Below are 26580 nucleotides of genomic sequence, written 5' to 3' on the forward strand. Positions count from 1 at the left end.
ATTGCCGGATGCGTGTCGCGCTGGTGCTGAACGGCGCCGCGGGCGCGCTTCTCGGCCAGCCTCCCGAGGCGATCGCGGCCCGGCTCGAAGGCATCCTGGCCGAGGCCGGGGCCGAGCCGCTGGTGGCCGTGGCCGAAGGGATCGCGCTGTGCCGGGCGCTGGACGCCGCCGTCGCCTCCGACGCGGAGGCGATCCTGGTCGGCGGCGGCGACGGCACCATCATCGCCGCGGCCGAACGTCTCTTGCCGGAGAACCGGTCCGGCGCCGCCCGGCCGCTCGGCATCGTGCCGCTCGGCACCGCCAACCTGCTGGCCCGCGACCTCGGCCTCCCGCTGTCGCCCGAGGCCGCCGTGGCGACCCTCCTGGCCGGCACGCCCCGGCGGATCGATGTCGGCCTGGTCAACGACCGGATCTTCCTGAACAGCTCGCTGCCCGGCATCGCCCCGCGGATGGTGCTGCAGCGGGAACGAATGCGGCACGATCCGGGACCGATGAAATGGCTGCGGCTGGTGCGCGCCTTCCTCCGCGGCTACGACCGCGGGCCGCGGCTGCATGTCGTGCTGCAGGCCGACGGGCGGCCGCTGCGGCTGATCACCCGCACCCTCGCGGTCACCAACAACCCGCTGGCCGAAGGCTTCGCCGCGATCCACAGCCGCACCGGGCTGGACGGCGGCACGCTGGGCGTCTACGCCGCGCGGATCGGCCGCCGGCTCGACTTGTGGCGCCTGATCGCGCGCATCGTCGCCGGCACCTGGCAGCAGGACCCGGCGGCGGCGGCGCTGCAGGCGCGCCGGGTGACCGTGATCTCGCGCCGGGCGCGGCTGTGGGTCGCGAATGACGGCGAGAACCACCTCTTGGCGACGCCCCTGCGCTATCGCATCCTGCCCAAGGCGCTGACCGTGCTGGTGCCGCGCGCCGATCCCGACACGCCCGAAGCGCCGGAGTGATGAAGAGCGTCGCCCACATCTCCGACCTGCATTTCGGCCGCACCGAGCCGGCGCTGGTCGAGGCCCTGCTGGCCGAGCTGAAGGCGCTCGCCCCCTCGGTCGTCGCCGTCTCCGGCGACCTGACCCAGGATGCGCGCAGCGCCGAATTCGCGGCCGCGCGGGATTTCCTGGACCGGCTGCCGGCCCCCTACATCGTGGTCCCCGGCAATCACGACATCCCGCGGCACAACCTGCTGTCGCGCTTCACCAAGCCGTTCTCGCGCTACCGCCGCTACATCACCCCGGACACCGCCCCGCTGCTGGTCGAGGACGGGATCGTGCTGATCGGCGTCAATACCGCCCGGCGGCTGGTGGCGCACTGGAACTGGTCGCACGGATCGATCAGCCTGGGGCAGATCGAGCGGGTGCGGGAGACGCTGCGCGCCCTGCCCCGCAGCATGCTGAAGGTGGTGGTGGCGCATCATCCCTTCCTGCCGCCGCCCGACGCCCCCGGGACCAAGCTGATCGGGCGGGCGGAGACGGCGCTGCGCTTCTTCGCCACCGCCGGGGTCGACCTGATCCTGACCGGCCACCTGCACCGGGGCTTCTACGGCGAGGTCACCACTTATCACGGCAAGGTGCGCCGCCCGATCCTGGTGGCGCAGGCGGCGACCGCGACCTCCAGCCGGCGGCGCAACGAGCCGAACGCCTACAACCGCATCCTGATCGAGGGCGACCGGCTGACGCTGGAGCCGCGGCGCTGGGACGGCGCCGGCTTCACCCCGATGCCGGCGCAGAGCTTCGAGAAGGTGAAGGGCCGCTGGCAGGCGCTGCCGGCGGGGTGAACCGGCGGGCGCCGTCGGCACTCGCTCGCGCGCGTTCGCGATCTCCCATCGAAGGCCGGAACGGGTCCGTGCCGCCTGGAACTCCACGGACCCGCCGAGTCAGACGGACGCGGCCGCGGGGAAATCGGTGCTGCGGGTCACATCCTCCCAGCGGTCCATTTCCGCGATGACCGCGTCGAGCTTCTCCCTGGCGCGGCGCAGGGCATCGGTGCCGAGCAGCAGGTGGAGCGGCGGCTCGTCCGCGCGAACGGTCGCGATGATCGCCCGGGCGGCGCGGTCCGGATCGCCGAGCTGCTTGCCGGCCATGTCATCGAAAGCCGCGGCGCTGCGCCGGACGCCGGCCGCATAGGCCTCGTCCCCCACCTCGCTCTTGCGGATCGAATGAGCGGAGAGGAAGTCGGTGCGGAAGGCGCCCGGCGCCACCGCCGTCACCTTGATGCCGAGCGGCGCGATCTCCTGGGCCAAGCTCGCCGACAGGCCCTCGAGGGCGTATTTCGCCGCGGAATACAGCGCCGTGCCGATCGTCGGCGCGCGCCCGGCGATCGACGTGATGTTGACGATATGTCCGGCCCCCTGCGCCCGGAGCCGGGGCAGCGCCGCGCGGATGATGGCGAAGGGGCCGAACACGTCCACCTGGAACAGCCGCGCCACCTCGGCGTCCGTCGCCTTCTCGACGGCGCCGAGCAGGCCGTAGCCGGCGTTGTTGACGATGACGTCGATCGCCCCGGCCAGCGCGAAGGCCCGCTCGACCGTAACGTCGATGGCGGCGCCGTCCGCGAGGTCGAGGGTCAGGACGTGCAGTGTTCCGGGTCCGGGGTCGAGATCGGGCGTGCCGCTCCGCACCGTGCCGATCACGGTGTCGCCCTCGGCGAGCGCCGCCCTGGCCAGGGCGAGCCCGAGGCCGCGTGAGATGCCGGTGATGAACCACGTCGTCATGGGGTCTCCTTCATGGGGTCTCCGTTGCGAACCCCGAGATAGGCCCGGCCGACCAGGTTCAGAATGGTTGCGATTCTGACAGAACTTGTGAGTTCAGCTAAAAAATGCTGCGATGGCGCCATGGTCTCCCTTCTGTCGGGCAGCGACTACAATCAGCTGCGGGCCTTCGTCGCCGTGGGCGAGTTGCTCAGCTTCAGCCGCGCGGCGGAGGTGCTCGGCGTGTCGCCATCGGCGCTGAGCCAGATGGTTCGCGGTTTCGAGGAGCGCGTCGGGGTGCGGCTGCTGAACCGCACGACCCGCAGCGTGGCGCTGACGGAGGCAGGCGAGAACCTGTTCCGTCGCGTGCGGCCCGTCGTGTCGGAGCTCGGCGAAGCGATCGGGCAGGTGCGGCGCTATCGCGAGCGGCCGGCCGGCACCGTCCGCATCCACGCCTTCCGCTCGGCCGCCGAGAGCTATATCGAGCCGATTCTGCCCGATTTCGTGCGGTCCTACCCGGATGTCGTGCTCGACATAACGCTCGATGACGAGGTGGTCGACATCGTCGCCGGCGGCTTCGATGCGGCGATCCGCATCGGAGAGGTGATCGAGCGCGACATGATCGCTGTGCGCCTCGGGCCCGAAATGCGCCAGATCGCGGTGGCTTCGCCCGAATACCTGGCCGCCTGCGGCCGGCCGGAGCATCCGCGCGATCTCGTGCATCACCGCTGCGTCCGCTGGCGCTGGCCCGGGCATGCCGCGCCCTATGCCTGGGAGTTCTGCGAGGACGGCCGCTGGTTTTCCGTCGCGGTCGACGGCCCGCTCATCGTCGACGACAAGGAGATGGCGCGACGCGCGGCCCTGCGGGGCATCGGCATCGGCTTCGCCGTCGAGCAGACGGTCACCGGCGATATCGCCGCCGGCCGCCTCGTCCCTCTGCTGGAGCAATGGTCCGCGCCGTTCCCGGGCCTGTTCCTGTGCTACCCGCAGCAGCGGCAGATGGCGCCGGCGCTGCGCGCCTTCATCGACGCCGTGAGGGATGTCGGGGGCCGCGATGCCGGGAGTTCCGCCGGACAGTGAGCCGTCGCCAGCCGGCAGGCGCTGCCGGCGGGGTGAGCGGGCTCAGACGATCGCAGGCACGGCGCCGGGGTCGGCCAGGAGGCCGGCGAGGAGGGTTAGGGCCTGGCGGAGCCGCGCCCGGTCCGGCACCCCGCCGAGCGAGAGGCGGACCGCCTCCGGCGGCGAGCCGGAGACGTCGAAGGCATCGCTCGCCACCACCAGCAGCCCGGACTCGCGGGCGGCGGCGACCAGCCCGGCGCGCCCCCGGCCGGCCGGCAGGCCGAGCCAGAGGTGATTGCCGTCCGGCTGCGCCGCGATCGACGCCTCCCCCAGGATCTCGCGCGCGAGCTGCTGCCGCGCCCGGTTCTCCGCCCGGATCGCCGCCGCCAGCCCGTCCAGGGTGCCGTCGCCGATCCAGCGTGTCGCCAGCGCGGCGGTCAGGGGCGACGCCATCAGGCTGACGGCCCGCAGCCCGGCGGCCAGCCGCGACGCCTGACGGGCATCCGGCGCCGCGACATAGGCGATGCGCAGCGCCGGGGTGGCGCATTTCGACAGGGTGGCGAGATGCCAGGTGATCTCCGGCGCCAGGGCCGCCAGCGGCGGCGGTCCGGCCTCCGGCAGCGCGCCATAGGCGTCGTCCTCGATCAGCGCCACGCCGTACCGCCGTGCGGTGGCCGCGATCGCCTGTCGCCGCGGCGGCGGCAGCGTGGCGGTGGTCGGGTTGCCGATCGTCGGCACCAGATAGAGCGCCTTCGGCGGGGCCGCCCGGCACAGATCCGCGAAGGCGTCGGGGTCGAGCCCCTCGGCATCATGCGCCAATCCGACGAGATCGAAGCCCCGCTGCGCGGCGATCGTCTTCATGCCGGGATAGGTCAGCGCGGCGCAGGCCAGGGTCTCGCCGGGGCGCAGCAGCAGATCGAGCAGGGCGAAGAGGGTGCTCTGCACCCCTGCGGCCACGATCACCCGCTCCGGCGGCAACCGGCCGAGGCGGCGCGCCAGCCATCCGGCCCCGGCGGCGCGGTCCTGCGGCACGCCGCCGGCGGGCTGGTAGGTGAGGCCGGCGGCGCCGCCGGGCGCCGCCAGCAGATCGGCGATCCCTTTCGCGACCCGGTCGCCCAGGCCCGCGGGCTGCGGCGGCACGTTCATGCTGAGATCGAAGCCCGCCGCCCCGCCGGGCGCGGCGGCGCGAACGAAGCTGCCGCTGCCGGGGCGGCCCTCGACCAGCCCCATACGCTTCAGCTCATCGTATGCCCGTGTCACTGTGGTGAGGTCGACACCCCGCTCCGCAGCCAGCCGCCGCTGCGGCGGCAGCCGCGTGCCCGCCGGAAGGTCGCCGAATCGAATGAGATCCACAAATCCGGCGGCGATGGCCAGGTATTTCGGAACGGGCTCGGTGGTGCGACGGTCCATCGCATCACCATACACTTCTCAATAGTGTATGGAAATATCAGATCATGAAGACCATACAATAATCGCCGAGGACTCGCCATGGCCCAGCCCAGCCACCCGACTCTGAAGCCCTTCGAGGTCGGCATCCGGGCGCGCTGCCCGCGCTGCGGCAGGGGCCATCTGTTCCGCGGCTTCCTGACCCTGGCGCCGCGCTGCGAGGTTTGCGGCCTCGACTACGGCTTCGCCGACCCGGCGGACGGCCCGGCCTTCTTCGTCATGTCGATCGTCAGCTTCCCGATCATCGCCTTCGCCGCCTGGCTGGAGCTGACCTATGAGCCGCCGTTCTGGGTGCATCTCCTGACCTCGGCACCGATGCTGATCGGCGGCTGCCTGGCGCTGCTGCGGCCGCTGAAGGGCTGGCTGGTCGCCGCCCAGTACATCAACGATGCCCGCGAGGGACGCCTGGCCCGCAAGGGCGAGGACTGACCGCGTCGAGAACCGGATGCGAGACCGGCGCCGCCCGGTGCGATATGGCCGTCCCCGGTCGGGAACAACGTCGCTCCCCGCGATTCAGGCGCCCCTGCTGCACTCACGCAATGGTGGCCGGACGACAGCCTTTCGCGGAAACGACCTACCCAAACGGGCTAGATCCGATTAGTCTAAATTGTATATAAAATTTTATAAATACGTTTGACTCTCCCCGGCGTTGTCATGTTTTAATTTTCCCAGCGGCTGATCCTCCCATCCTCATGAATGGTCAGGATCCACCAAAATAGTGAAACGACACGAACCTCCAGAACCCAAAACAAGAAAAGCACCTATAATAAGAAAGACGAAACTGCCGAAAAATTACAGAGACTCACAAAATTAGCAGGAATTATCATGATTGCTTATAAGGCAACTCCGTTCGACGCGATCGACGACACCACTTCCGGAGAGATGGCTTCCGCCCAGCCGGCCCATGGCATCGACCATCCTGTGGATGCTGCCGCGGCCGTGAGCTCGCCGCCGTCGGACGCACGCACACCGCTGATCGCGATCATCGATCCCCGCACCCTCGGCCGCGACAGCCTGGCGCGGGCGCTCGAGGCGACCGAATGCCGGTTCCGTAACCACTGCTTCGCCCGCCTCGACGAATGGCTGCAGGACGGGCCGGTCCGCGAGGGCACGGCCGCAATCCTGCTGGGCATCGGGGCGATGGATGCGGACGACGAAGGCCTGGCGGCGGACCTCCAGCTCCTGGCGCGGGAGTTCGGCCATATCCCCACGATCGTGATAGGGGACATCGAGGACCCGTCCCATGTGCTCAGGATCCTGGGCCACGGCGCCCGCGGGTACATCCCGACCAGCGTCAGCCTCTCCGTCGCCGTCGAGGCGATCTCGCTGGCCCGGGCCGGCGGCCTGTTCGTGCCGGCCGGCAGCCTGATGCAGGTCCAGCGGCTTTCCTCGGAACCGCCTCAGGGCGTCGCGCCCCTGGAGACTCTGCTCACCGAGCGGCAGGCGGCCGTCGCCGAGGCGGTCGCCAGAGGCAAGGCCAACAAGATCATCGCCTATGAGCTGAATCTCTGCGAGAGCACGGTGAAGGTGCATATCCGCAGCATCATGAAGAAGCTGCAGGCCCGGAACCGCACGGAGGTCGCCTACAAGCTCCACAACCTCACGCAATCCCGGCCCGGCTCCACGCGCGGCTGGTCCTCCGCAGGAAGTCCGGCTCGCCTGCAGGGATGGCGCTGAGCCCGCGGGAAGCCGCGGAAGCGGCAGCGGCGGAGGGGCGGGCTAGTCCTGCCCCCCGTCCCGCCCGAGCCACGGGTCCGGACCCAGGTCGCGGCCACCGGCATGCGCGGCCAGGCGGTCGAGATAGTGGGCCCAGCCCTCGGCATGGCCGGCGCATTGCTCGGCGCTCGGCAGGCCGGTGTGGGTCAGGCGCAGCAGCGTGCCGTCCGGCTGCTCGATCAGGTCGATCTCGACCAGGCTCGACCCCGGCGGTACCACCTCGCTGCCCTCCCAGCCGAAGCTGTAGGCCAGGCGGTGCACCGGCACCACCTCGCGGAAGGCGCCGCGGGCGAAGCGGGCGCCGGTGACGTTGACGAGATAGAGGCCGCCCGGCTGCGGTTCGATCTGCGCCTCGGTGCCCATCCAGCGCAGGATCTTCTCCGGATCGGTCAGCAGGGCGAACACCGCCGCGGGCGGCGCCGGGATGTGGGTCTCGCGACGGACGACGAGATCGTCTGGCATTCGGTCTCCTCCACGGTTGCGGCGGCGGGCGGGAGGGTCAGGATTCGCGGTGGTCGCAGGGCGGCAGCGGGTCGGGGCCCGGATCGCCGCCGGCCACCACGGCCGCCAGCCGTTCGAGATAATGCATCCAGCCCCTGGCATGGGCCGGCACGGCCGACGGCGGCAGGCCGCTGTGGGTCATCCGCATCAGCGTGCCGTCCGGCTGTTCGATCAGGTCGATCTCGATCAGGCTCGACCCCGGCGGCACCTCGGCATTGCCCTCCCAGCCGAAGCTGTAGACCAGCCGGTGCACCGGCACCACCTCGCGGAAGGCGCCGCGCACGATGTTGATGCCGTCGACGTCGAGCAGGTAGAGCCCGCCGGGCTGCGGCTCCAGCGTCGCGGTCCGGCCCATCCAGCGCAGGATCTGCTGCGGGTCGGTCAGGAAGGCGAAGATGGTGGCGGGCGGCGCCGGAACGCGGATCTCGCGCCGGAAGACGGTCGTGTCGTCCATCGTGCCTCCCCCTGCCGCCGATCCCGGCAAAATAGCACGGCACGCGGCCGGGCGTCTCCACCGCCGCGGATGACAGGGCCGGGGCCGCGGCGGCATGATCGCGGCATGGACCTGCCCGCGCCCCTCGCCTGGCTGGTGGACGATGCCGCCGCCGCACCCGGACCGGACCGTTTCCTGGCCGAGCTCGGCGGCCGCCTCGCGGCCGACGGTCTGCCGCTGGCCGGCGGCGCCCTGACGCTCGCCGTGCCGCACCCGATCGTCGCCCGCCGCACCTGGCTGTGGCGGGCCGGAACCGGGGCAGTGATCGAGGCGCTGGGCTTCGCCGGCATGCCGCTGGCGGCGGCCGGCCCGCCCGGCCGGGGCGGCCGCGACTGGCTGTCCGGGCTGGGGCCGGGCCCGGTGCAGGAGCAGACCGCCGGGCCGGCGGTGCTGGCCTGGGCCGGGACCCGGCCGTTCGATCGCGAGGAGGCCGGCCGGCTGCGCCAGGCCGCGCGTTTCGCCGCGGCGCCGCTGGCGGCGCTGGCGTCGCGGGCGGGGCTGGCGGCCCTGCTGGAGGCCTATCTCGGCCGGCGCAGCGCCGCCCGGGTGCAGGCGGGGGCGCTGCGCCGCGGCGCCGGCGAGACCATCCGCGCCGCCCTGCTCTGCGCCGATCTGCGCGATTTCACCGCCCTGTCCGAGGCGGCGGCGCCGGCCGAGGTGATCGCCGCGCTCGACGCCTGGTTCGACCGCGTCGCCGGGGCGGTGCACGCCTTCGGCGGCGAGGTGCTGAAGTTCATGGGCGACGGCGTGCTGGCGATCTTCCCGGTCACCGGCACGCCGGCCGAGGCCTGCGACGCGGCGCTGCGCGCGGTCGCCGCCGCCCGCGCCGGCATGGCCCATCTCGACACGGCGCGGCAGGCCCAGGGGCTTCCGCCCCTGCCCTTCGGCGCGGCGCTGCATCTCGGCGAGGTGACCTGGGGCAATATCGGCGCCGCCGACCGGCTGGACTTCACCGCCATCGGCCCCGCCGTCAACCTGGTCAGCCGGCTGGAGGGGCTGTGCCGGCCGCTCGGCCGGCCGGTGCTGGTCTCGGGCGCGGTCGCCGCCGAGACCGCGGCGCCGTTGGTGCCGCTGGGCCAGCACGCGCTGCGCGGCATCGCGGCGCCCTGCGCCGTCTTCACCCTGCCGGATGCGTGACCGGCCCGGCGCCGGAGGACAGCAGCTCCTCGCAGATCTCCGCGATCAGCAGCCACGTCGCCACCCAGTGGCGCTGGCCGCCGCCGGCGCATGTCTCCGCCTGCCGCCGCGCCTCCTGCGGCGCGGCCGGGCCGTGCCGGCGCAGCAGGATGCGGGCCGAGCGTTCAATCTCACAGGCGGTCAGGCAGCTCATGCGCCGATCCGGAAGGGGGGACGACACCCCTATCTATGAAGATTAGATAAAATTGTCTATATCGAAACGGACCTAAGCCAAAATCGATTAGGACACGTCCGCGCCAGCAAAGCGAAAGGGGATACCGACCGGGATCCCCTTCCTCGGCAATAGTCGGACGTATCAGGCGGCGTTGCGCAGATGGCCGTCCTTGACCAGGACTTCGGCGATCTGGACCGCGTTCAGCGCCGCGCCTTTGCGGAGATTGTCGGCGACCACCCAGAAGGACAGGCCGTTCTCGACCGTGCTGTCCTCGCGGATGCGGCTGACATAGACCAGGTCCTCGCCGGCGCATTCGACCGGGGTGACGTAGCCCTCATTGGCGCGGTGGTCGACCACCGAGATCCCCGGCGCCCGCTTCAGCGCGGCCCGCGCCTCCTCGGCCGAGATCGGGTTCTCGCACTCGATGTTCACCATCTCGGAATGGCCGATGAAGACCGGCACCCGCACGCAATGCGAGACGACCTTGATGGCCGGGTCGAGAATCTTCTTGGTCTCGGCCACCATCTTCCACTCCTCCTTCGTCGACCCGTCGTCCATGAAGACGTCGATATGCGGGATGACGTTGAAGGCGATCTGCTTGGTGAAGCGTTCCTTGACGATCGGGTCGTTCACATAGACGGCGCGGGTCTGGTTGAACAGCTCGTCCATCGCCTCCTTGCCGGCGCCGGACACCGACTGGTAGGTCGAGACCACGACGCGGCGGATCTTCGCCAGCGCGTGCAGCGGCTTCAGCGCCACCACCATCTGGATGGTGGAGCAGTTCGGGTTGGCGATGATGCCCTTCTTGCGGAACTGGGCGATCGCCTCCGGGTTGACCTCCGGCACCACCAGCGGCACGTCCGGATCCATCCGGAAATGCGAGGTGTTGTCGATCACCACCGCCCCGGCCTTGGCCGCGCGGGGCCCATGCACCGCCGAGACCTTGGCGCCCGGCGAGGACAGCACGATGTCGATGCCCTTGAAGTCGAATTTGGCGAGGTCCTGCACGTCGAGGACATCGTCCTCGCCGAAGGAGACCTGGCGCCCGACCGACCGCTCGGAGGCGAGCGCGACGACCTCGTCGACCGGGAAGTTCCGCTCGGCGAGGATGGAGAGCATCTCGCGACCGACATTGCCGGTGGCTCCGATGACCGCGACCCGATAGCCCATGACGATGATCCGGCTGTTCGATTGCTGTTGGGGACGCACTCGGTAGAATGTATGCCGATCCGGGCGCAATGGCACAGCCATGCGTCGAGCGCGCGGCGAGCATGCCGCCAGGTGCCGGCTGGCGGCTGGACAAGGGGGGATCAGGAATGGCCGAAACGCTGCCCAGCTACTCTGCTTTCTGGCCCTACTACCTGCGCGAACACGCGCAGCCGCGGACCCGGGCGCTGCATTTCCTGGGCACCACCCTGGCGCTGCTCTGCCTTCTCCTGCTGATCGTGACCGGCAGCTGGTGGTGGCTGCTGGCGGCCGTGGTCTCCGGCTATCTCTTCGCCTGGATCGGCCATTTCTTCGTCGAGCGCAACCGCCCGGCCACCTTCACCTATCCGCTGTGGTCGCTGGTCAGCGACTTCCGCATGTACGGTCTCTGGGTCACCGGCCGGCTCGGCGACGAGCTGCGCCGGGCGGGGGTAGGCTCGTAGAAAAGGAACAAGGTTCCCTTTTGCTGTCATTGCCGGGCTTGACCCGGCAATCCAGAGAGCGTCGCGACCGTCTGGATGCCCGGGTCAGGCCCGGGCATGACAGTTGGAACCGAGGGAATGGCCCTTAAAACCTATACCGCAGCCCCAGCGCCACGATGTCGACGCTGCCTTCGTTCTTGGCGTCGTAGTCCACATGGGTCTCCAGAGGCGTGCCGATATAGAAGTCGCGCTCGGCGTCCATCTTGCGGGCGTCGATGAAGATGTGGGTGTAGGCGAAGTCGACCGACAGGTTCTCCATCACGTCGTAGCTGAGGCCGGCGGACAGCCAGTAGCGGTCGCCGTCCGGGGTGCGGCTGGAACGGAAGCCGGCCTTGGTCGGCGTCGGGTCGTACTGGAAGCCGGCGCGCAGCGTCAGGTCCTCGTTCCAGTAGTATTCGCCGCCGATCGACAGGCCGACCGTGTCCTGGTAGCGCTGTTCGTTCACCAGGTCGTCGCCGCCGTCCGAGCGCTTGACCCGGATCTCCTTGAAGGACGACCAGCCGTACCAGGTGACGCCGCCCAGCAGCGCGATCTGCGGCGTGACCTCCTGCCGGATGCCGAAGGACAGGATCGGCGGCAGGTTCAGCTTGGCGCGGCCGCCGGTGGCGAAGTCGGCCGTCGCCGGCAGGCCCGGCAGGGGCGGGAAGTCGATGCCGTCGAGCTTGGCCCGCCCGTCCAGCATGTGGTCGACGCCGGAGCGGAAATGCACGCCGATCCGGGTGCCCTCCATCGGCTGGACGATGGCGCCGATGTTGTAGCCGATGGCCCAGCTGTCGCCCTTGATCGTCAGGTCGCCGTCGTCGGCGAAGGCCGGCGCGATGGGGGCAACTGGGTTCGGCACCTTGCTCTCGAGCTTGGCCCAGGCATAGGAGATGTCGATGCCGCCGCCGATCGACAGCCAGTCGTTCACCCGATAGGCCACCGACGGCGCGAAGTTGAACACCTGCAGCTCGGTCTTGGTCGCGTCGTAGCGGCCGAACCAGTCGCCGCCATAGTCGCTCTCCAGGCCGAAGGGCGCGCCGAGGCCGATGCCGAACCAGAGGCGGTTCTCGGTGTTCGGCACCGGCACGGCGACATAGCCGCTGGGCACCAGCGTCGGATCGTACGGATTGCCGCTCTTGCTGTCGCCGGAGATGGCGGCGGCCGGCGGGTTGAGGATGCCGAGCGGCGTGCGGAAGGCCGGGTAGTCGATGGTCGAGCCGTCGTCCTTCAGCCGGGAATCCGGGATCAGCAGGCTGCCGCCGATCATGATCTCGCCGGATTTCAGGAAGCCCATGCCGGCCGGGTTGAAGTAGATGGTGCTGGCGTCGTCGGCCGCGGCGGCACTGCCGGCGAAGGCGCGGCCGAGGCCGGTCACGCTCTGCTCCTGGATGTAGAAGCCGGCCGCCTGCGCCGATCCGGCCCCGAGCCCCGCCGCGGCGGAGAGGCCCGCCACCGCGAGCGCGAAGCGCGAAACGGTCCCGATGATCCCCTGCTTCATCTCGACGTATCCCCCCTGGTCGTCGACCTATGTTGCGCAATGTTGCGTTTGTAACATTAGGTCAACGCGCAAGCGGCACGCCGTCAAGCACTGTTCAAGGTCTCGATGAGATTGAATCCCTGCGCCGGGTCGAAGACCAGCCGGACGCTACGTCAACCGGCCGAAAGAAGCGCCGCCGGACAGAACAGTCGGCAACTGTCGGGTCCGGCGGTGGACGCGAATCGCGCAAAATTGATTCGGTTATGCACCGGGACTGGCGAAATGCCAGACAAAAGGGGCGGGACCCGCGGCCCCGCCCCTTCGCACTGCACAAATTACTGGATGGTTCAGAGCCAACGGCGCAAACAAAAAACCGTCATGGCGAGCCCCGAAGGGGCGCGGCCATCCCCAGCGGCACCGACCCTGGATGGCCACGGCGCTCCGCGCCTCGCCATGACGGTCTTTGGAGGCGCGATCGCGGCTCTCAACGAGACCGCGCGGCCATCGCCTCCAGGATCGCGGTCCCCATGTCGCCGGTCGACACCACCTGGGTGGCGCCGGTGCCGGCGATGTCGGCGGTGCGGATGCCGCGGTCCAGCACGTCCGACACTGCCGCCTCCAGCAGGTCGGCCTCGGCGCCGAGGTCGAAGCTATAGCGCAGCATCATGCCGAAGCTGAGCAGCGTCGCGATCGGGTTGGCCTTGCCCTGGCCGGCGATGTCCGGGGCCGAGCCGTGCACCGGCTCGTACAGCGCCTTGCGGCGGCCGGTGGCGTCGGGCGCGCCGAGCGAGGCCGAGGGCAGCATGCCCAAGCTGCCGGTCAGCATCGCCGCCTCGTCCGACAGCATGTCGCCGAACAGGTTGTCGGTGACGATGACGTCGAACTGCTTGGGGTTGCGCACCAGCTGCATGGCGCAGTTGTCGGCCAGCATGTGGCTGAGCTGGACGTCCGAATACTGCTCCTGGTGCAGCTTCGTCACCTCCTCGCGCCACAGCCGGCCCGATTCCATGACGTTCATCTTCTCGACCGAGCAGACCTTGTTGCCGCGCTTGCGCGCCAGCTCGAAGGCCACGGCGGCGACGCGGCGGATCTCCGAGGTGGTGTAGACCTGGGTGTTGACGCCGCGGCGCTCGCCGTTGCCGAGGTCGGTGATGCCGCGCGGCTCGCCGAAATAGACGCCGCCGGTCAGCTCGCGCACGATCAGGATGTCGAGCCCCTCGACCACCTCCCGCTTCAGGGTCGAGGCGTCGGCCAGGGCCGGGTAGACCAGCGCCGGGCGGAGGTTGGCGAACAGCTCCAGATCCTTGCGCAGGCGCAGCAGGCCGGCCTCGGGCCGGATCGAGAAGTCGACGCCGTCCCATTTCGGCCCGCCGACCGCGCCCAGCAGCACGGCGTCCACCGCCAGCGCCTTCTCCATGGTCGCGTCGGTGACCGGCACGCCGTTGGCGTCGATCGAGCAGCCGCCGACCAGCTCCTCCTCGATATCGAAGCCGACGGCGCGGTGGCTGCCCAGCCATTCGGCGGCGCGCTTGACCTCGCCCATCACCTCCGGGCCGATGCCGTCACCGGCCAGGACGAGGAGCTTCTTGTTCTTGGACACGTCGGTTCCTCTTCGTTCTTCGGTGCTGAGAGCGGCGGGTCAAGCCGCGAGCCAGGGCTGGGCCGACTTCCGCTTGGCCTCGAAGGCGTCGATCTCGCTCGCCTGCTGCAGGGTGAGGCCGATGTCGTCGAGCCCGTTCAGGAGGCAGTGCTTGCGGAACGGGTCCAGCTCGAAGCGGATGGTCTGGCCGTCCGGCCGGGTGATCTCCTGCTTCTCCAGATCGACCGTCAGGGTCGAGTTGGCGCCGTTCTCGGCGTCCTGCATCAGCAGGTCGACCTGCTCCTGCGGCAGGGCGATCGGCAGGATGCCGTTCTTGAAGCAGTTGTTGTAGAAGATGTCGGCGAAGCTGGGCGCGATGACGCAGCGGATGCCGAAGTCCAGCAGCGCCCAGGGCGCGTGCTCGCGCGACGAGCCGCAGCCGAAATTGTCGCCGGCGACCAGGATCTGGGCCTTCTGATAGGCCGGCCGGTCGAGCACGAAATCCTTCGGGTTGCCCTGCTCGTCGGTGCGCAGCTCGTAGAACAGGCCGGCGGCGAGGCCGGTGCGCTTGATCGTCTTCAGGAACTGCTTCGGGATGATCATGTCGGTGTCGACATTGACGATCGGCAGCGGCGCGGCGACGGCGGTGAGCGTGGTGAAGGGCTGCATGGCGGCGGCTGTGCTCGAGGAGGCCAAAGGGGAGTCAGCCGGAAAGTCATGCCACAGCCGGCCGCCGGCCCAAAGCGCGGAATCGTCACCCTTGCCGCGGTGCAATTCTCGGCAGGGCCGACAGCAGCCCGAGGATGGCGAGGCTGGCCAGCGCCCCATAGCCCGCCGCGGCGGCGAAGGCGCGGGCATAGGCCACGGCCTCGCCCACCCCGGCGGCGCGCGCCCGGTCGAGCACCGCGGCGAACAGGATTCCGACCAGCGCCACGCCGAACGCGCCGCCGACCTGCTGCATGGTGCTGAGCACGCCGGAGGCCGAGCCGATGTCGCCGTCGCGGATGCCGCCGAGCACCGTGTTCAGCAGCGGCGTCATCAGGAATCCCTGGCCGAGCCCGAGCAGCGCCAGAGCCGGGATCAGCGCCTCCGCCCGCAGCGGGTCGGCCAGGAGGGCCGTGGCCGCCGCGGCGAGGTTGCCGGCGGCCGCGATCACGGCGCCGGCGGCGAGCACCGCCCGCCGGCGCTCGGGGGCGACCCGGCCCGCGGCGATCGAGGCGGCCATGAAGATGATCCCGGCCGGAACGAAGACCAGCCCCGAGACCAGCGGCGACCGGCCGAGCCCGAGCTGCACCAGGAAGGCGTAGGAGAGATAGACCGAGTTCAGGGTCGAATAGAGCACCAGCACCAGCAGCACGCCGACCGTGAAGGCGCGGTCGCGGAACAGCGCGGTCTCGAGCAGCGGCCCGGCGCCGCGGCGGGACTTGCCGTGCTGGTGCAGGGCGAACACCGCGAGCACCGGCACCGCGGCGGCGAGCAGGGCCAGCGACCAGCCGGGCCAGCCGGCCTCGCGCCCCTCGACCAGCGGATACAGCAGGAGGCCGAGGCCGAGCGCGCTCAGGGCGACGCCGGCGAGATCGAGCCGCCGCCCGGGCGACACGCGGTCCGCCGGGATCAGCCTCGACGCCGCCACCACGGCCAGGAGGCCGATCGGGACGTTGACCAGGAAGACCGGTCGCCAGGAGAGGCCCCAGAGGTCGGCCGCCACCAGCACGCCGCCCAGCACCTGGCCGGCGATCGAGGCCAGCCCCAGCACGACGCCGAGCGCGGCGAAGGCCCTGGCGCAGGCCCGCGGCTCGGGGAAGGTGAGCCGGATCAGCGAGAACACCTGCGGGAACAGCAGCGCCGCGGCGACGCCCTGCAGCAGCCGGGACAGGATCAGCGTCTCTGCCGTCGGCGCCAGGCCGCACAGGGCCGAGGTCAGGGTGAAGCCGGCGAGGCCGGCGACGAACATCCGCCGCCGGCCATGGAGGTCGCCGAGGCGACCGCCGGTGATCAGCGCCACCGCATAGGCCAGGCCGTACCCGGCCACCACCAGCTCGGCCTCGGCGTAGCTGGCGCCGAGCCCCCGCCGGATGCTGGGGGTCGCCACGTTGACGATCATCACGTCCATCACGGTCATGAAGGGGCCCGCCAGCATCACGGCCAGGGCGAGCCGGAGTCGCGCCGGGATCGCCGGGCGGGCGGCCCCGGCGGGACAGGTCACATCGGTCATGCGGGATCTCCATCGCGGAACGGCGGGTCCGTTCGCACGCGACAGAGATTGGGTGCGGGCCTATAATAGGAAAAGATAAGTTCTTATCCTATTAGTAGCGGTAACAGCCTATGGCCGTGTCCAGCCTGCAGCGCGTCGAGGATCGCCGCGCCCTGTCCGACTTCGTGCGTGACCGCCGCGCCCGGATCGCACCGGAGGCGGTCGGGCTGCCCGCCGGCCCGCGCCGCCGCACGCCCGGGCTGCGGCGCGAGGAGGTTGCCCAGCTCGCCGGCATCGGCGTCACCTGGTACACCTGGTTCGAGCAGGGCCGCGCCATCCAGGTCTCCGCCGATTTCCTGGAGCGGGTGTGCCGGGCGCTGCGGCTGAGCGAGGCCGAGCGGGCGCATCTCTACGCCCTGGCGCAGCACCGGCCGCCGCCGCATGCGGCGCCGGGCCTGCCGACGGTGTCGCCGATCCTGCAGGCGCTGTTGGACAGCCTGCCCAACCCCGCCTACATCAAGACCGCGCGCTGGGACATCGTGGCCTGGAACGCCGCCACCACCGCGCTGTTCGGCGACTACGCGCTGATCCCGCCGGACCAGCGCAACAGCCTGTGGCTGATCTTCACCGATCCGCGCTACCGCCGGATGATGCCCGACTGGGAGGAGGGCGCCCGCCGCGTCCTGGCCAAGTTCCGCCTGGACCACGGCCGTGCCGGCGGCGACCCGGCCTTCGCCGGGCTGGTCGACCGGCTGAAGGCGGCCAGCCCCGAATTCCGCCGCTGGTGGCCGCGCCAGGACGTGGCGGAGCGCAGCGAGGGCCTGAAGCGGATCCGGCACGATACCCTGGGCGAGCTCGAATTCGCCCACGCCACCTTCCTGGTCGAGGGCGCGCCCGACCTGCGCTTGGTGACCTACACTCCCGTGCCGAAGGGCTAGAAGGCACCTCGATACCCCTTTCCTGTCATCGCCGGGCTTGACCCGGCGATCCAGGGGCCACCCAGAGCGGCATCGAGATTCCTGGATGCCCGGGTCAAGCCCGGGCATGACAGCTATGGAACAGGGAGGGAGTTTGAGAATGCGTCTCGCCGCAATTTGAAAGCAAGGGCCGGAGTGTACGCCGGAACCCGAAAGGCCACCTTGTTGTCATGACAGCGATGACCAGGGAGGGCCTCCCGATGCCCCGCAGCACTCTCCTCCGCCGCGACGACACCAGCCCCACCCCCGCCGAGCGGGTCGCCCGGCTCGACTGGGACGAAGCCGCCGCGGAGCTGGACCGGTACGGCGCGGCGGTTCTGCCCGCCCTGCTGACGCCGGAGGAATGCCGCGCCATCGCCGCGCTCTACCCGCGAGACGAGCCGTTCCGCAGCCGGGTGGTGATGGCCCGGCACGGCTTCGGCCAGGGCGAGTACAAGTATTTCGGCTACCCGCTGCCCGAACCCATCGCCGGGCTGCGCGCCGCCCTCTATCCCCGGCTGGCGCCGGTCGCCAATGAGTGGAACCGGCGCATGGGCATCTCCACCCGCTACCCGGCGCAGCACGAGGCCTTCCTGAAGGCCTGCCACGAGGCCGGCCAGACCCGGCCGACGCCGCTGCTGCTGCGATACGAGCCGGGCGACTACAACTGCCTGCACCAGGATCTGTACGGCGACCTCGCCTTCCCGCTGCAGGTCGCGATCCTGCTGTCCGAGCCGGGCCGCGACTTCACCGGCGGCGAGTTCGTGCTGACCGAGCAGCGCCCGCGCATGCAGTCGCGGCCGGAGGTGGTGCCGCTGGGCCAGGGCGACGGCGTGGCCTTCGCCGTCCATCACCGGCCGGTCGCGGGCACGCGCGGCGACTACCGCGTCAATCTGCGGCACGGCGTCAGCCGGCTGCGCAGCGGCCGCCGGCACACGCTCGGCATCATCTTCCACGACGCCCGGTGAGGGAGGGTCGGATGACCCGGATCCTTCGCGGCATCGTGGCGGCAGGCCTGGCGCTGTGCGCTGCCGGCGCCTGTGCGCAGAGCACGCCGCGCAGGGGCGGCCCCCGTCAAGACCGGCAAGGAGCGCCTGGGCGACAAGGCCAGCGACGAGCAGCGGGTGGACAACTGCAAGGTACCGCCCGACCGCCGCGGCCCCAGGCCCCGCCCGGACGGCTGCGCCCGCGACGGCAGGTGACGCTGCAAGCACGGGTGGACCCGGGCCGTCCTGTGCTATCGTTCGGTTCCTGCCGTTCGAGACTGCGCCGCCCATGCCGACCCGCATCATCCCGCCCGCCCAGCACCGCCTGATGCCCTGGCGCAACGGCGGGGGACGGACGGCCGAGATCGCGGTCGAGCCGGGCGACACGCCGTGCGGCTTCCTCTGGCGGCTGAGCCTGGCCGAGGTCGAGGCGGACGGCCCCTTCTCCGCCTTCCCGGGCTGCTTCCGCACCATCATGCTGCTGTCCGGCCGCGGCATGGACCTCACCATCGCCGAGCCCGGCGCCCCGCCCCGCACGGTCCGCCTCGACCGGCCGCACGAGCCCTTCGACTTCGACGGCGAGGCCGCGACCAGCTGCAAGCTGATCGCCGGGCCGGTGCGCGACCTCAACGTCATCGCCGACCGGTCGCTGCAGATCGACCATCGCGTCGCCGCGCTGGACGACGCCGATGCGATGCTGGAGCCGGCGCCGGTCTGGCTGTTCTACGTCCTGCGCGGCACCGCGGTGATCGACATCGGCCGCCATCTGGCGGTGACCGAAGGCGAGACCGCGGTCGTCACCGACGAGGACGACCGAGCCCCCCATCTGCGCGGCGCCGAGGCCGACAGCCTGGTCTACGCCGTGGCGCTCAGGCCACGCTAGGCGGACAAGGCGGAACAAAAAAGAACCGTCATTGCGAGGAGGCGAAGCCGACGAAGCAATCCATGCTTCCGCTCTTGCCGCCCTGGATTGCTTCGCTGCGCTCGCAATGACGATCTCTTTGCGGGCTCGCTGATATCAGAGGGCCGGAGGGCACGACCATGACGATCTCGATGTACCAGGCCTCGGTGCCGGCCTTCGTGCGCATGCTGACCAGCTGCGCCGGCATCCTGAGGAAGGCGGAGGCGCATGCCGCGGCCAGGGGTTTCGATCCCGCGATCCTGTTGGAAAGCCGGCTGGCGCCCGACATGTTCCCGCTGCACCGCCAGGTCCAGATCGCGGCGGACGGTGCCCGTGGCGCCGCGGCCCGCCTGGCCGGCCAGGCGCTGCCCGGGCCGGAGGCGGAGGATTTCGCCGTGTTCAACCGCGGCTTCCAGCACCGCTTCGGGTCAAGCGCCGCGAGCCTGCCGGATCTGGCCGCGCGGATCGACGCCGCCCTCGCCTATCTGCAGGCGCTGCGGCCGGAGCAGATCGACGGGTCGGAGGAGCGGGTGATCGACGTCGCCATGGGCGGCCGCACCCGCCGCTTTGCCGGCCTGCCCTTCCTGCTGCACTACGCCCTGCCGAACCTGCATTTCCACGTGGCCATGGCCTACGCCATCCTGCGCCACGCCGGCGTCGAGCTCGGCAAGCAGGATTTCGAGGGGCCGGCGGTCTATGCGAGCCTGTAACCCCCGGCTGTGCCGGGCCGGCAGCAGTCGTAATCGAACTGCTCGGTGGCGTCCGGCCGCCCGCCGGGCGTGAGGTCCAGGAGGGTCCACATCGGCTCGACCGTGCCGACATGGCGTGGGTCCTGCCCCGGCTCGGGCGGCTGGAACAGCAGCTCGGAGGCCCAGCTCAGCCTGACGACGCCGTCGGCGCCCTTGTGGAACACGGTGAGGATCGGCACCTGCTGCCCCTCCTCGTCCTCGCCGTGATAGTCGCGTTTGAAGCTGTTGTTGGCGGCGGACAGCAGCTTCAGATGGCGCCAGCCCCGATGCGCCGCGAAGGCCGCGACGCGTTCGATCGGCGCCTTGGCCACGGCAGCGATGTTCACGCCCAGGCCCTCGACATGCGGGACCGCCCCCTCCCAGTTGTCGAGCAGGGCGGTGCAGGACGGGCATGGCCCCTCCTCGATCGGCAGCTCCGCCGTCGGCCCGCTGCCCGGCCCCCGCCGGTCGTCGCCGCGGTGCCGGGGGAACATGTAGTGGTAGAGGATCAACGCCTCGGTGCCGGGCCGGAACAGTTCGGACAGCCGCACCTTCGCCGCGGTCCCTTCGGCATCGATATGGTCGAATTCATAATCCTCCGGAACGGCCCCGCCCGACGGCAGCGCCCGGATCTCCGCGGCCACGGACTCCATCTCGCGCCTCAGGGCGACTTCGCGCCGCAGCAGCCTGTCGCGAGCGGCGCGATACTCCGGACTTTCATTCGGAAAGGTCACGCTCATGGACGCCTCCATCGAAGCGGATGAGCATGATTATAGCAGAGCAGAGCGGAGCTGCGCCCGGGCGCCGACCGGCCTCGCCCCTAAGGCTGCGCCACCATCGCCGGCGCGTTCAGCACCGCCGTGCAGGCGGCCGGCATCGGCGGCGGGACATAGGGCTTCGCCGGCCTGTCCGACTTCCGCGGCACCGGCGCCCGCATCGGGAACCAGGACATCAGGTCGGCGCCGCAGCCGTCGCCGGGCGGCGCCGGGTCCTGCTCGCGGCACAGCGGGCTGTCGGCCGGGCAGCCGATGCGCAGGTGCAGATGCTCGTTGTGGCCGGTCCAGGGCCGCACCTTGTGCAGCCAGGAGCGGTCGTCCCAGGACATCGCGCACAGCTCGCGCTTGATCGCCGGGTGGATGAAGATCCGCTCCACCCGCGGCTCGGTCGCCGCCAGTCGGATCAGCTGCGCCTGCTGCGGCGTCAGCCCGCCGCGCGGCACGAAGTCGGTCCAGGCCCCGGTGACGAAGACCGGCTTCAGCGACTCGCGCTGGTCCCGCGCCAGCAGCGGCAGGTCGAGCCGCAGCCAGATGTCGGCGTCGAGCCCGTTCTCATGCGCCGCATGGTCGGTGATCGGGCCGCCGCGCGGCTGGCCCATATCGGCGATCAGCAGCGGCGGCAGGCCTGCGGCCTCGGCCCGTCGGCCGAGATCGAGGAGCGTCGCGACCAGGTTCGGATGGCCCCAGTTGCGGTTGCGGCTGAGGCGGATGATCTGATAGCCGGGCCCTTCCGGCGGCAGCTGCACCGCCCCGGCGATGCAGCCGTTGGAATAGGTGCCCACCACCTGCGCCGGGCCCTGCGTCGGCAGCCGGACATGGGCCCAGGGAAGATCCTCCTCCCCCGCCCCGGCCGAGCCCGCGGCCCCCAGCAGCAGCCAGGCGGCGGCCAGCGCCGCCCCGATCCGTGTCCCGATCATGCACCCCTCCGTGCCCCCGACTCGCTCCGCCAGAATGCGCCTGTCGGCGCCGGAGATGAAGCCTGTTGCGGCTGCGGCCATCCGCCCTTCGTCCTTGCCGCGGCGGGGGCGGCGTCGCTACATCAGTCGAAGCCCAGGAACCGACGGACCGGACGATGCCCGATTCCCATGACGAGACCCTCGACCTGCTGTCCGGCCTGATCGACCGCGCCCGGCGCGCCGGGGCCGATGCCGCCGACGCGGTGCTGTTCGACAGCACCTCGATCTCGATCAGCTACCGGCTCGGCAAGCTCGAGCATGTCGAGCGGTCCGAGGGCGGCGATCTCGGCCTGCGCGTCTTCATCGGCAAACGCATGGCGATCGTCTCCTCCTCCGACCGCCGGCAAGCGGCGCTGGACGAGATCGTCGAGCGCGCCGTCGCCATGGCCAAGCTGGTGCCGGAGGACCCGTATTGCGGCATCGCCGATCCCTCCGAGCTGGCCACCGAGCTGCCGGACCTCGACCTGATCGACCCGGTCGAGCCGTCGACCGAGGTGCTGGCCGACCGCGCCCGGGCGGCCGAGGAGGCGGCGCTGGCGGTCGCGGGCGTGACCAATTCGGAAGGCGCCAGCGCCGGCTTCGGCCGCAGCCTGGCGGCGATGGTGGCCAGCAACGGCTTCGCCCGGATCACCGGCTCGACCGGCAGCAGCGTCTCGGTCTCCGCCATCGCCGGCGAAGGCACCGGGATGGAGACCGACTACGACCATTCCAGCGCCGTGCACGCCGGGGACCTGCAGGCGCCGGAGACGGTCGGCCGCAGCGCCGGCGAGCGCGCCGTCGCCCGGCTGGGCGCGCGCAAGGCGGCGACGGCGCGGGTGCCGGTGGTGTTCGATCCGCGCGCCGCGCGCAGCCTGCTGGGCCATCTGGCCGGCGCCGTCAACGGCGCCGCCATCGCCCGCGGCACCAGCTTCCTGAAGGAGAAGATGGGCGAGGCTGTGTTCGCCCCGGGCATCGCGGTGATCGACGACCCGCATATCCGCCGCGGCCTGCGCTCCCGCCCCTGCGACAGCGAGGGCGTGGCCTGCACCCGCCGCGCCGTGATCGAGGACGGCCGCCTGACCACCTGGCTGCTCGACCTGCGCTCGGCCCGGCAGCTCGGCCTGGCCCCGACCGGCCATGCGGTGCGCGGCACCAGCGGCCCGCCCGGCGCCGCCCCGTCGAACCTCTATCTCGCCCCGGGCACGGTCACGCCGGCGGAGCTGATGGCCGACATCCAGGAGGGTCTCTACGTCACCGGGCTGATGGGGTCGTCGGTCAACGGCGTCACCGGCGACTACAGCCGCGGCGCCCATGGCTTCTGGATCGAGCGCGGCCGCATCGCCCACCCGGTCAACGAGGTCACCATCGCCGGCAACCTCAAGGAGATGTACCGGGCGCTGGTGCCGGCGAACGACCTGGTGCTGCGCTACGGCATGGACGCGCCGACGGTGCGGATCGACGGCATGATGGTGGCGGGGCGGTAGGCCGGAGCGGCCGCCGGTTCTGACCGATGAACCGATACGGATCGCGGGAAACTTAGTTGCATCGGCCTGTGCGCTTTCTTGCGTTCTTCGCCGCGACGCGGGAACGCCCTCGAACCGCCACGGATTTTGCGCAATCTTTCGTCAAGCCTGGACCCGGCGATGTCGCCAGACGCCGGCGGCCGCAGGCCTCCAGCCACAGCGCCGCCGGCGGGCCCGCTCTCCCTTGTCCGCAACCAGGGGAGGGCGGGCTTTCTACCTGCGGACCCGGGCCGGCCTTTTCAGAAAAAAGTCACATTCCGGCCGCGGCAGGACCGAACAACGGCGGCCGAACGGCGAAGAGCCGAAGCATCCGTGACCGTTTTATTAAGTTTTGCACCTGCGAGATGGCAGACGACATCAACATGTTGTTTGCAAAAGGCGGCTCGGTTATACGGACGGTATATGACCGCCGAAGGACCGACGCCCATGGAACAGGTGACGCGCTATCGCACCATCTGGATCTCGGACGTCCATCTCGGCACCCGGGCCTGCAACGCCACCCTCCTGCTCGATTTCCTGAAGCACACCGATTCCGACACGCTGTACCTGGTCGGCGACATCGTCGACGGCTGGCGGCTGAAGAAGAGCTGGTACTGGCCGCAGCAGCACAACGACGTGATCCAGAAGCTGCTGCGCAAGGCCCGCAAGGGCACGCGGGTGCTGTACATCCCCGGCAACCACGACGAGGCCGCGCGGCAGTTCGTCGGCCAGAGCTTCGGCGAGGTCGACGTCGCCGACGACTGCATCCACGAGACCGCCGACGGCCGCCGCTTCCTGGTCATCCACGGCGACCAGTTCGACGTGGTGGTGCGCTACGCCAAGTGGCTGGCCCATGTCGGCGACAAGGCCTACGAGCTGCTGCTGCACACCAACACCCTGCTCAACCTGGTGCGCCGCCGTCTCGGCTTCTCCTACTGGTCGCTCTCGGCTTATATGAAGCAGCGCGCGAAGCGGGCGGTCGAATATGTCGGCCGCTTCGAGCTCGCGCTGGTGGAGGAGGCCAAGCGGCGCAACGTGGACGGGGTCATCTGCGGCCACATCCACACCGCCGAGCTGAAGGACATGCAGGGCATGACCTATGTGAACGACGGCGACTGGGTGGAGAGCTGCACCGCCCTGGTGGAGCATCAGGACGGAAGGCTGGAGATCCTGCACTGGGCGGACATCGTGGCGGCCCGCGACGCGACGGTGGCGCCGCAGCCGGCCCTGAAGCCGCGGCGCGCCGCTTGATCCAGCCTCGCGTTTTGTTCGAGGGCTGATGCGCATCCTGATCGTCAGCGACGCCTGGCTGCCCCAGGTCAACGGGGTGGTGCGCACGATCGAATCGACCCGCGACGAGCTGCGCCGCCGCGGCCATCTGGTCGAGGTGATCGGCCCCGACCGCTTCGCCTCCATTCCCTGCCCCACCTATCCCGAGATCCGCCTGGCGATCGGCCAGAGCCGGCGCATGGCCCGGCTGATCGACGAGTTCGACCCCGACGCCATCCACATCTCCACCGAGGGCCCGCTGGGCTGGGCGGCGCGGCGCTACTGCATCCGCCGGCGGCTCAGCTTCACCACCTCCTTCCACACCCAGTTCCCGGAATACGTCCAGCTGCGCACCGGCATGCCGCTGGCCTCGACCTACGCCCTGCTGCGGCATTTCCACCGCGCCGCCAGCGCCGTGATGGTGGCGACCGACACGCTGGAGCGGAACCTCACCAGCCGCGGCTTCCGCCGCCTGGCGCGCTGGAGCCGCGGCGTCGACACCCAGCGCTTCCGCCCGGCGGCGCGCCCCGACCGCGAGCGGCCGCGCCACCTCTATGTCGGCCGGGTGGCGGTGGAGAAGAACCTCGACGCCTTCCTGTCGCTGCCGCTGGACGGCGAGAAGGTGGTGGTCGGCGGCGGCCCGTCCCTGCCCGCCTTCCAGGCCAAGTACCCGGACGTCACCTTCACCGGCGCCAAGCAGGGGCAGGCGCTGGTCGACGCCTACGCCTCGGCCGACGTCTTCGTCTTCCCCTCGCGCACCGACACCTTCGGCCTGGTGATGCTGGAGGCGCTGGCCTGCGGCGTGCCCGTGGCCGCCTATCCGGTGCAGGGCCCGGCCGACGTCATCGGCGACGCCCCGGTCGGCCGGCTGGACGAGGATCTCGGCCGCGCCATCCGCGAGGCGCTGAAGGTCCCTTCGGAGGATTGCCGCAGTTTTGCGCTGCGCTATTCCTGGGAGGCATGTACAGATCAGTTCCTGACTCATCTGCACCCGTTCCGGTGACACCGTCTGGATGATCTATGCGCTGTATCGCGGGCTGACCGACGCCGCCGGCCCCCTCGTGCCCCTGCTGCTGGCCCGGCGCACCGCCGCCGGCCGCGAGGATCCCGCCCGCCGCGGTGAGCGGCTGGGCCATGCCAGCCTGCCGCGCCCGGCCGGCCCCCTGGTCTGGGTCCATGCCGCCAGCGTCGGCGAGGTGCTGTCGGTGCAGGTGCTGGTGCGCCGCCTGCTGGAGCGCGACCCGCGCCTCTCCGTCCTCGTCACCACCGGCACCGTCACCTCGGCCCGGCTGATCGCCGAGCGGCTGCCGGAACGGGCGATGCACCAGTTCGCGCCGCTCGACCGCATGGCCTATGTCCGCCGCTTCCTCGACCACTGGCGGCCGAACCTGGCGATCTGGGTCGAATCCGAGATCTGGCCGAACATGCTGATCGAGACGGAGAAGCGCGGCCTGCCGATCGCCCTGGTCAACGCCCGGATGTCGGAGCGGTCGTTCCGCCGCTGGCGCCGGCTGCCGCGGCTGATTCGCCGGCTGCTCGGCATCTTCCGGGTGATCCTGCCCTGGGACGAGCGCTCGGCCCGCAACTTCCGCGCCCTCGGCGCCCGCGGCGTCGGCCAGATCGGCAACCTGAAATTCTCCTCCGACCCGCCCGACGCCGACCTCGAGGCGCTGGCGGCGATGCGCGCCGCGATCGGCCGCCGCCCGGTCTGGCTGGCCGCCAGCACCCATGCGGGGGAGGAGGAGCAGATCGTCCAAGCGCACAAGGCGCTGGCGGCCAAGCGGCCGGGCCTCCTGACCGTGCTGGCGCCGCGCCACCCCGACCGCGGCGAGGAGATCGAGGGCCTGGTCCGCGCCTCCGGCCTGCGCGCCCTGCGCCGCAGCCAGACGCGGCTGCCCTGGTCCGACACCGACATCCTGGTCGCCGACACGATCGGCGAGATGGGAATCTGGCTGCGGGTCTGCCCGATCGCCTTCATCGGCGGCTCGCTGGTGCCGTTCGGCGGCCACAACCCGATCGAGGCGGCGCAGCTGGGCGCCGCCCTGGTCTACGGCCCGCACATGACCAACTTCCCGGACATCACCGCCCAGCTCGGCCAGGCCCGCGGCGCCATGCCGGTGGCCGATGCGGCGGCGCTGACCGCGGCGGTCGGCCGCCTGCTGGACGACCCGGTGGAGCGCCGCCGCATGGCCCGCGCCGCCGGCGCCGTGGCCCAGCGCAACCGCGGCGTGGTCTCGACCGTGATGGCGACCCTGGAGCCGCTGATCACGCCGATCCTGGCATGAGGGAGTTGCTGATCGACATTTCCCATCAGCCCGGAAGACACGTGGCCTCTCCCGCTTGCGGGAGAGGTCGGAG

27 protein-coding genes are annotated in these 26580 nt (G+C 70.9%); 15 read left to right on the forward strand and 12 right to left on the reverse strand.

Annotation, left to right across the window (positions count from 1 at the left end; all coding sequences use genetic code 11):
* The first annotated feature begins 8 nt into the window (after nucleotides 1-8).
* Nucleotides 9-947 (forward strand): diacylglycerol/lipid kinase family protein, encoded by a 939-nt coding sequence (locus G537_RS0105480; RefSeq protein WP_026869245.1) that lies wholly within the window; start codon nucleotides 9-11, stop codon nucleotides 945-947.
* Entirely contained in the window at nucleotides 947-1771 is an 825-nt protein-coding gene (locus G537_RS36595) for a metallophosphoesterase family protein (protein ID WP_051247935.1), read from the forward strand. The genes G537_RS0105480 and G537_RS36595 overlap by 1 nt, the downstream gene beginning before the upstream one ends.
* A gap of 99 nt (nucleotides 1772-1870) precedes the next feature.
* Here the strand turns inward: G537_RS36595 and G537_RS0105490 are convergent, their stop codons facing one another.
* Nucleotides 1871-2707: an oxidoreductase gene (locus tag G537_RS0105490; RefSeq protein WP_026869246.1), complete on the reverse strand. Its 837-nt coding sequence runs from the start codon at nucleotides 2705-2707 to the stop codon at nucleotides 1871-1873.
* 63 nt (nucleotides 2708-2770) lie between these two features.
* On the opposite strand from G537_RS0105490, the gene G537_RS0105495 reads away from it, so the two are divergent.
* Nucleotides 2771-3763: a LysR family transcriptional regulator gene (locus G537_RS0105495; protein WP_245578940.1), complete on the forward strand. Its 993-nt coding sequence runs from the start codon at nucleotides 2771-2773 to the stop codon at nucleotides 3761-3763.
* A gap of 42 nt (nucleotides 3764-3805) precedes the next feature.
* Here the strand turns inward: G537_RS0105495 and G537_RS0105500 are convergent, their stop codons facing one another.
* On the reverse strand, nucleotides 3806-5152 hold the full coding sequence (locus G537_RS0105500) for an aminotransferase-like domain-containing protein (protein ID WP_026869248.1): 1347 nt from the start codon (nucleotides 5150-5152) through the stop codon (nucleotides 3806-3808).
* 78 nt (nucleotides 5153-5230) lie between these two features.
* Here G537_RS0105500 and G537_RS0105505 point away from each other — a divergent pair, with 78 nt between their 5' ends.
* Nucleotides 5231-5617: a DUF983 domain-containing protein gene (locus tag G537_RS0105505; protein ID WP_026869249.1), complete on the forward strand. Its 387-nt coding sequence runs from the start codon at nucleotides 5231-5233 to the stop codon at nucleotides 5615-5617.
* Between the two features lie 267 nt (nucleotides 5618-5884).
* Complete coding sequence (locus G537_RS36600) at nucleotides 5885-6865, forward strand: LuxR C-terminal-related transcriptional regulator (protein ID WP_211230296.1); 981 nt, start codon at nucleotides 5885-5887, stop codon at nucleotides 6863-6865.
* Nucleotides 6866-6907: 42 nt separating this feature from the next.
* Here the strand turns inward: G537_RS36600 and G537_RS0105515 are convergent, their stop codons facing one another.
* Both G537_RS0105515 and G537_RS0105520 read right to left on the reverse strand, forming a co-directional pair.
* Nucleotides 6908-7366: an SRPBCC family protein gene (locus G537_RS0105515; RefSeq protein ID WP_026869250.1), complete on the reverse strand. Its 459-nt coding sequence runs from the start codon at nucleotides 7364-7366 to the stop codon at nucleotides 6908-6910.
* A 37-nt stretch (nucleotides 7367-7403) separates the two neighbouring features.
* Entirely contained in the window at nucleotides 7404-7859 is a 456-nt protein-coding gene (locus G537_RS0105520; RefSeq protein ID WP_026869251.1) for an SRPBCC family protein, read from the reverse strand.
* A gap of 105 nt (nucleotides 7860-7964) precedes the next feature.
* Here G537_RS0105520 and G537_RS0105525 point away from each other — a divergent pair, with 105 nt between their 5' ends.
* Nucleotides 7965-9035: an adenylate/guanylate cyclase domain-containing protein gene (locus G537_RS0105525; protein WP_026869252.1), complete on the forward strand. Its 1071-nt coding sequence runs from the start codon at nucleotides 7965-7967 to the stop codon at nucleotides 9033-9035.
* Here G537_RS0105525 and G537_RS0105530 read toward each other — a convergent pair.
* Nucleotides 9016-9228, reverse strand: coding sequence for a hypothetical protein (locus tag G537_RS0105530; protein ID WP_026869253.1), 213 nt, complete (start codon nucleotides 9226-9228; stop codon nucleotides 9016-9018). The two genes, G537_RS0105525 and G537_RS0105530, sit on opposite strands and share 20 nt — an antisense overlap.
* 162 nt (nucleotides 9229-9390) lie before the next feature.
* Nucleotides 9391-10419 carry an aspartate-semialdehyde dehydrogenase gene (locus G537_RS0105535; protein WP_026869254.1) on the reverse strand — a complete coding sequence of 343 codons (1029 nt, stop codon included), beginning with the start codon at nucleotides 10417-10419 and terminating at the stop codon, nucleotides 9391-9393.
* Between the two features lie 146 nt (nucleotides 10420-10565).
* Between G537_RS0105535 and G537_RS0105540 the strand changes: the two genes are divergently transcribed.
* A complete protein-coding gene (locus G537_RS0105540; RefSeq protein WP_026869255.1) occupies nucleotides 10566-10898 on the forward strand; it encodes an Mpo1-like protein in 333 nt (110 codons plus the stop codon).
* Between the two features lie 124 nt (nucleotides 10899-11022).
* Here the strand turns inward: G537_RS0105540 and G537_RS0105545 are convergent, their stop codons facing one another.
* From G537_RS0105545 to G537_RS0105560, 4 genes are all read right to left on the reverse strand, one after another.
* Complete coding sequence (locus tag G537_RS0105545) at nucleotides 11023-12417, reverse strand: OmpP1/FadL family transporter (RefSeq protein WP_034850677.1); 1395 nt, start codon at nucleotides 12415-12417, stop codon at nucleotides 11023-11025.
* Between the two features lie 463 nt (nucleotides 12418-12880).
* Nucleotides 12881-13996, reverse strand: coding sequence for a 3-isopropylmalate dehydrogenase (leuB, locus tag G537_RS0105550; RefSeq protein ID WP_026869257.1), 1116 nt, complete (start codon nucleotides 13994-13996; stop codon nucleotides 12881-12883).
* Between the two features lie 39 nt (nucleotides 13997-14035).
* Complete coding sequence (leuD, locus tag G537_RS0105555) at nucleotides 14036-14644, reverse strand: 3-isopropylmalate dehydratase small subunit (RefSeq protein ID WP_026869258.1); 609 nt, start codon at nucleotides 14642-14644, stop codon at nucleotides 14036-14038.
* Between the two features lie 85 nt (nucleotides 14645-14729).
* A complete protein-coding gene (locus G537_RS0105560) occupies nucleotides 14730-16190 on the reverse strand; it encodes an MFS transporter (RefSeq protein ID WP_026869259.1) in 1461 nt (486 codons plus the stop codon).
* A 110-nt stretch (nucleotides 16191-16300) separates the two neighbouring features.
* On the opposite strand from G537_RS0105560, the gene G537_RS36605 reads away from it, so the two are divergent.
* From G537_RS36605 to G537_RS0105580, 4 genes are all read left to right on the forward strand, one after another.
* On the forward strand, nucleotides 16301-17107 hold the full coding sequence (locus tag G537_RS36605; RefSeq protein ID WP_051247939.1) for a helix-turn-helix transcriptional regulator: 807 nt from the start codon (nucleotides 16301-16303) through the stop codon (nucleotides 17105-17107).
* Nucleotides 17108-17346: 239 nt separating this feature from the next.
* Nucleotides 17347-18093, forward strand: coding sequence for a 2OG-Fe(II) oxygenase (locus tag G537_RS0105570; protein ID WP_034850680.1), 747 nt, complete (start codon nucleotides 17347-17349; stop codon nucleotides 18091-18093).
* A gap of 307 nt (nucleotides 18094-18400) precedes the next feature.
* Nucleotides 18401-18994, forward strand: coding sequence for a HutD/Ves family protein (locus G537_RS41930; protein ID WP_051247941.1), 594 nt, complete (start codon nucleotides 18401-18403; stop codon nucleotides 18992-18994).
* 158 nt (nucleotides 18995-19152) lie between these two features.
* Nucleotides 19153-19722, forward strand: coding sequence for a DUF1993 domain-containing protein (locus G537_RS0105580; RefSeq protein ID WP_026869261.1), 570 nt, complete (start codon nucleotides 19153-19155; stop codon nucleotides 19720-19722).
* Here the strand turns inward: G537_RS0105580 and G537_RS36615 are convergent.
* On the reverse strand, nucleotides 19707-20480 hold the full coding sequence (locus G537_RS36615; RefSeq protein ID WP_051247943.1) for a DUF899 family protein: 774 nt from the start codon (nucleotides 20478-20480) through the stop codon (nucleotides 19707-19709). The two genes, G537_RS0105580 and G537_RS36615, sit on opposite strands and share 16 nt — an antisense overlap.
* 80 nt (nucleotides 20481-20560) lie before the next feature.
* Nucleotides 20561-21433, reverse strand: coding sequence for a penicillin-insensitive murein endopeptidase (mepA, locus tag G537_RS0105590; protein ID WP_026869262.1), 873 nt, complete (start codon nucleotides 21431-21433; stop codon nucleotides 20561-20563).
* Nucleotides 21434-21588: 155 nt separating this feature from the next.
* Here mepA and G537_RS0105595 point away from each other — a divergent pair, with 155 nt between their 5' ends.
* The 4 genes from G537_RS0105595 to G537_RS0105610 all read left to right on the forward strand — a co-directional run bounded on the left by G537_RS0105595 (nucleotide 21589) and on the right by G537_RS0105610 (nucleotide 26507).
* Nucleotides 21589-22935, forward strand: a complete 1347-nt coding sequence (locus tag G537_RS0105595; protein WP_026869263.1) for a TldD/PmbA family protein — start codon at nucleotides 21589-21591, stop codon at nucleotides 22933-22935.
* A gap of 465 nt (nucleotides 22936-23400) precedes the next feature.
* Entirely contained in the window at nucleotides 23401-24204 is an 804-nt protein-coding gene (locus G537_RS0105600; protein ID WP_026869264.1) for a UDP-2,3-diacylglucosamine diphosphatase, read from the forward strand.
* A gap of 28 nt (nucleotides 24205-24232) precedes the next feature.
* Nucleotides 24233-25225, forward strand: coding sequence for a glycosyltransferase family 4 protein (locus G537_RS0105605; protein WP_026869265.1), 993 nt, complete (start codon nucleotides 24233-24235; stop codon nucleotides 25223-25225).
* Nucleotides 25226-25235: 10 nt separating this feature from the next.
* Complete coding sequence (locus tag G537_RS0105610; protein ID WP_026869266.1) at nucleotides 25236-26507, forward strand: 3-deoxy-D-manno-octulosonic acid transferase; 1272 nt, start codon at nucleotides 25236-25238, stop codon at nucleotides 26505-26507.
* Nucleotides 26508-26580 lie beyond the last annotated feature (73 nt).

The sequence above is a fragment of the Inquilinus limosus DSM 16000 genome, assembly GCF_000423185.1.
GTDB lineage: Bacteria > Pseudomonadota > Alphaproteobacteria > DSM-16000 > Inquilinaceae > Inquilinus > Inquilinus limosus.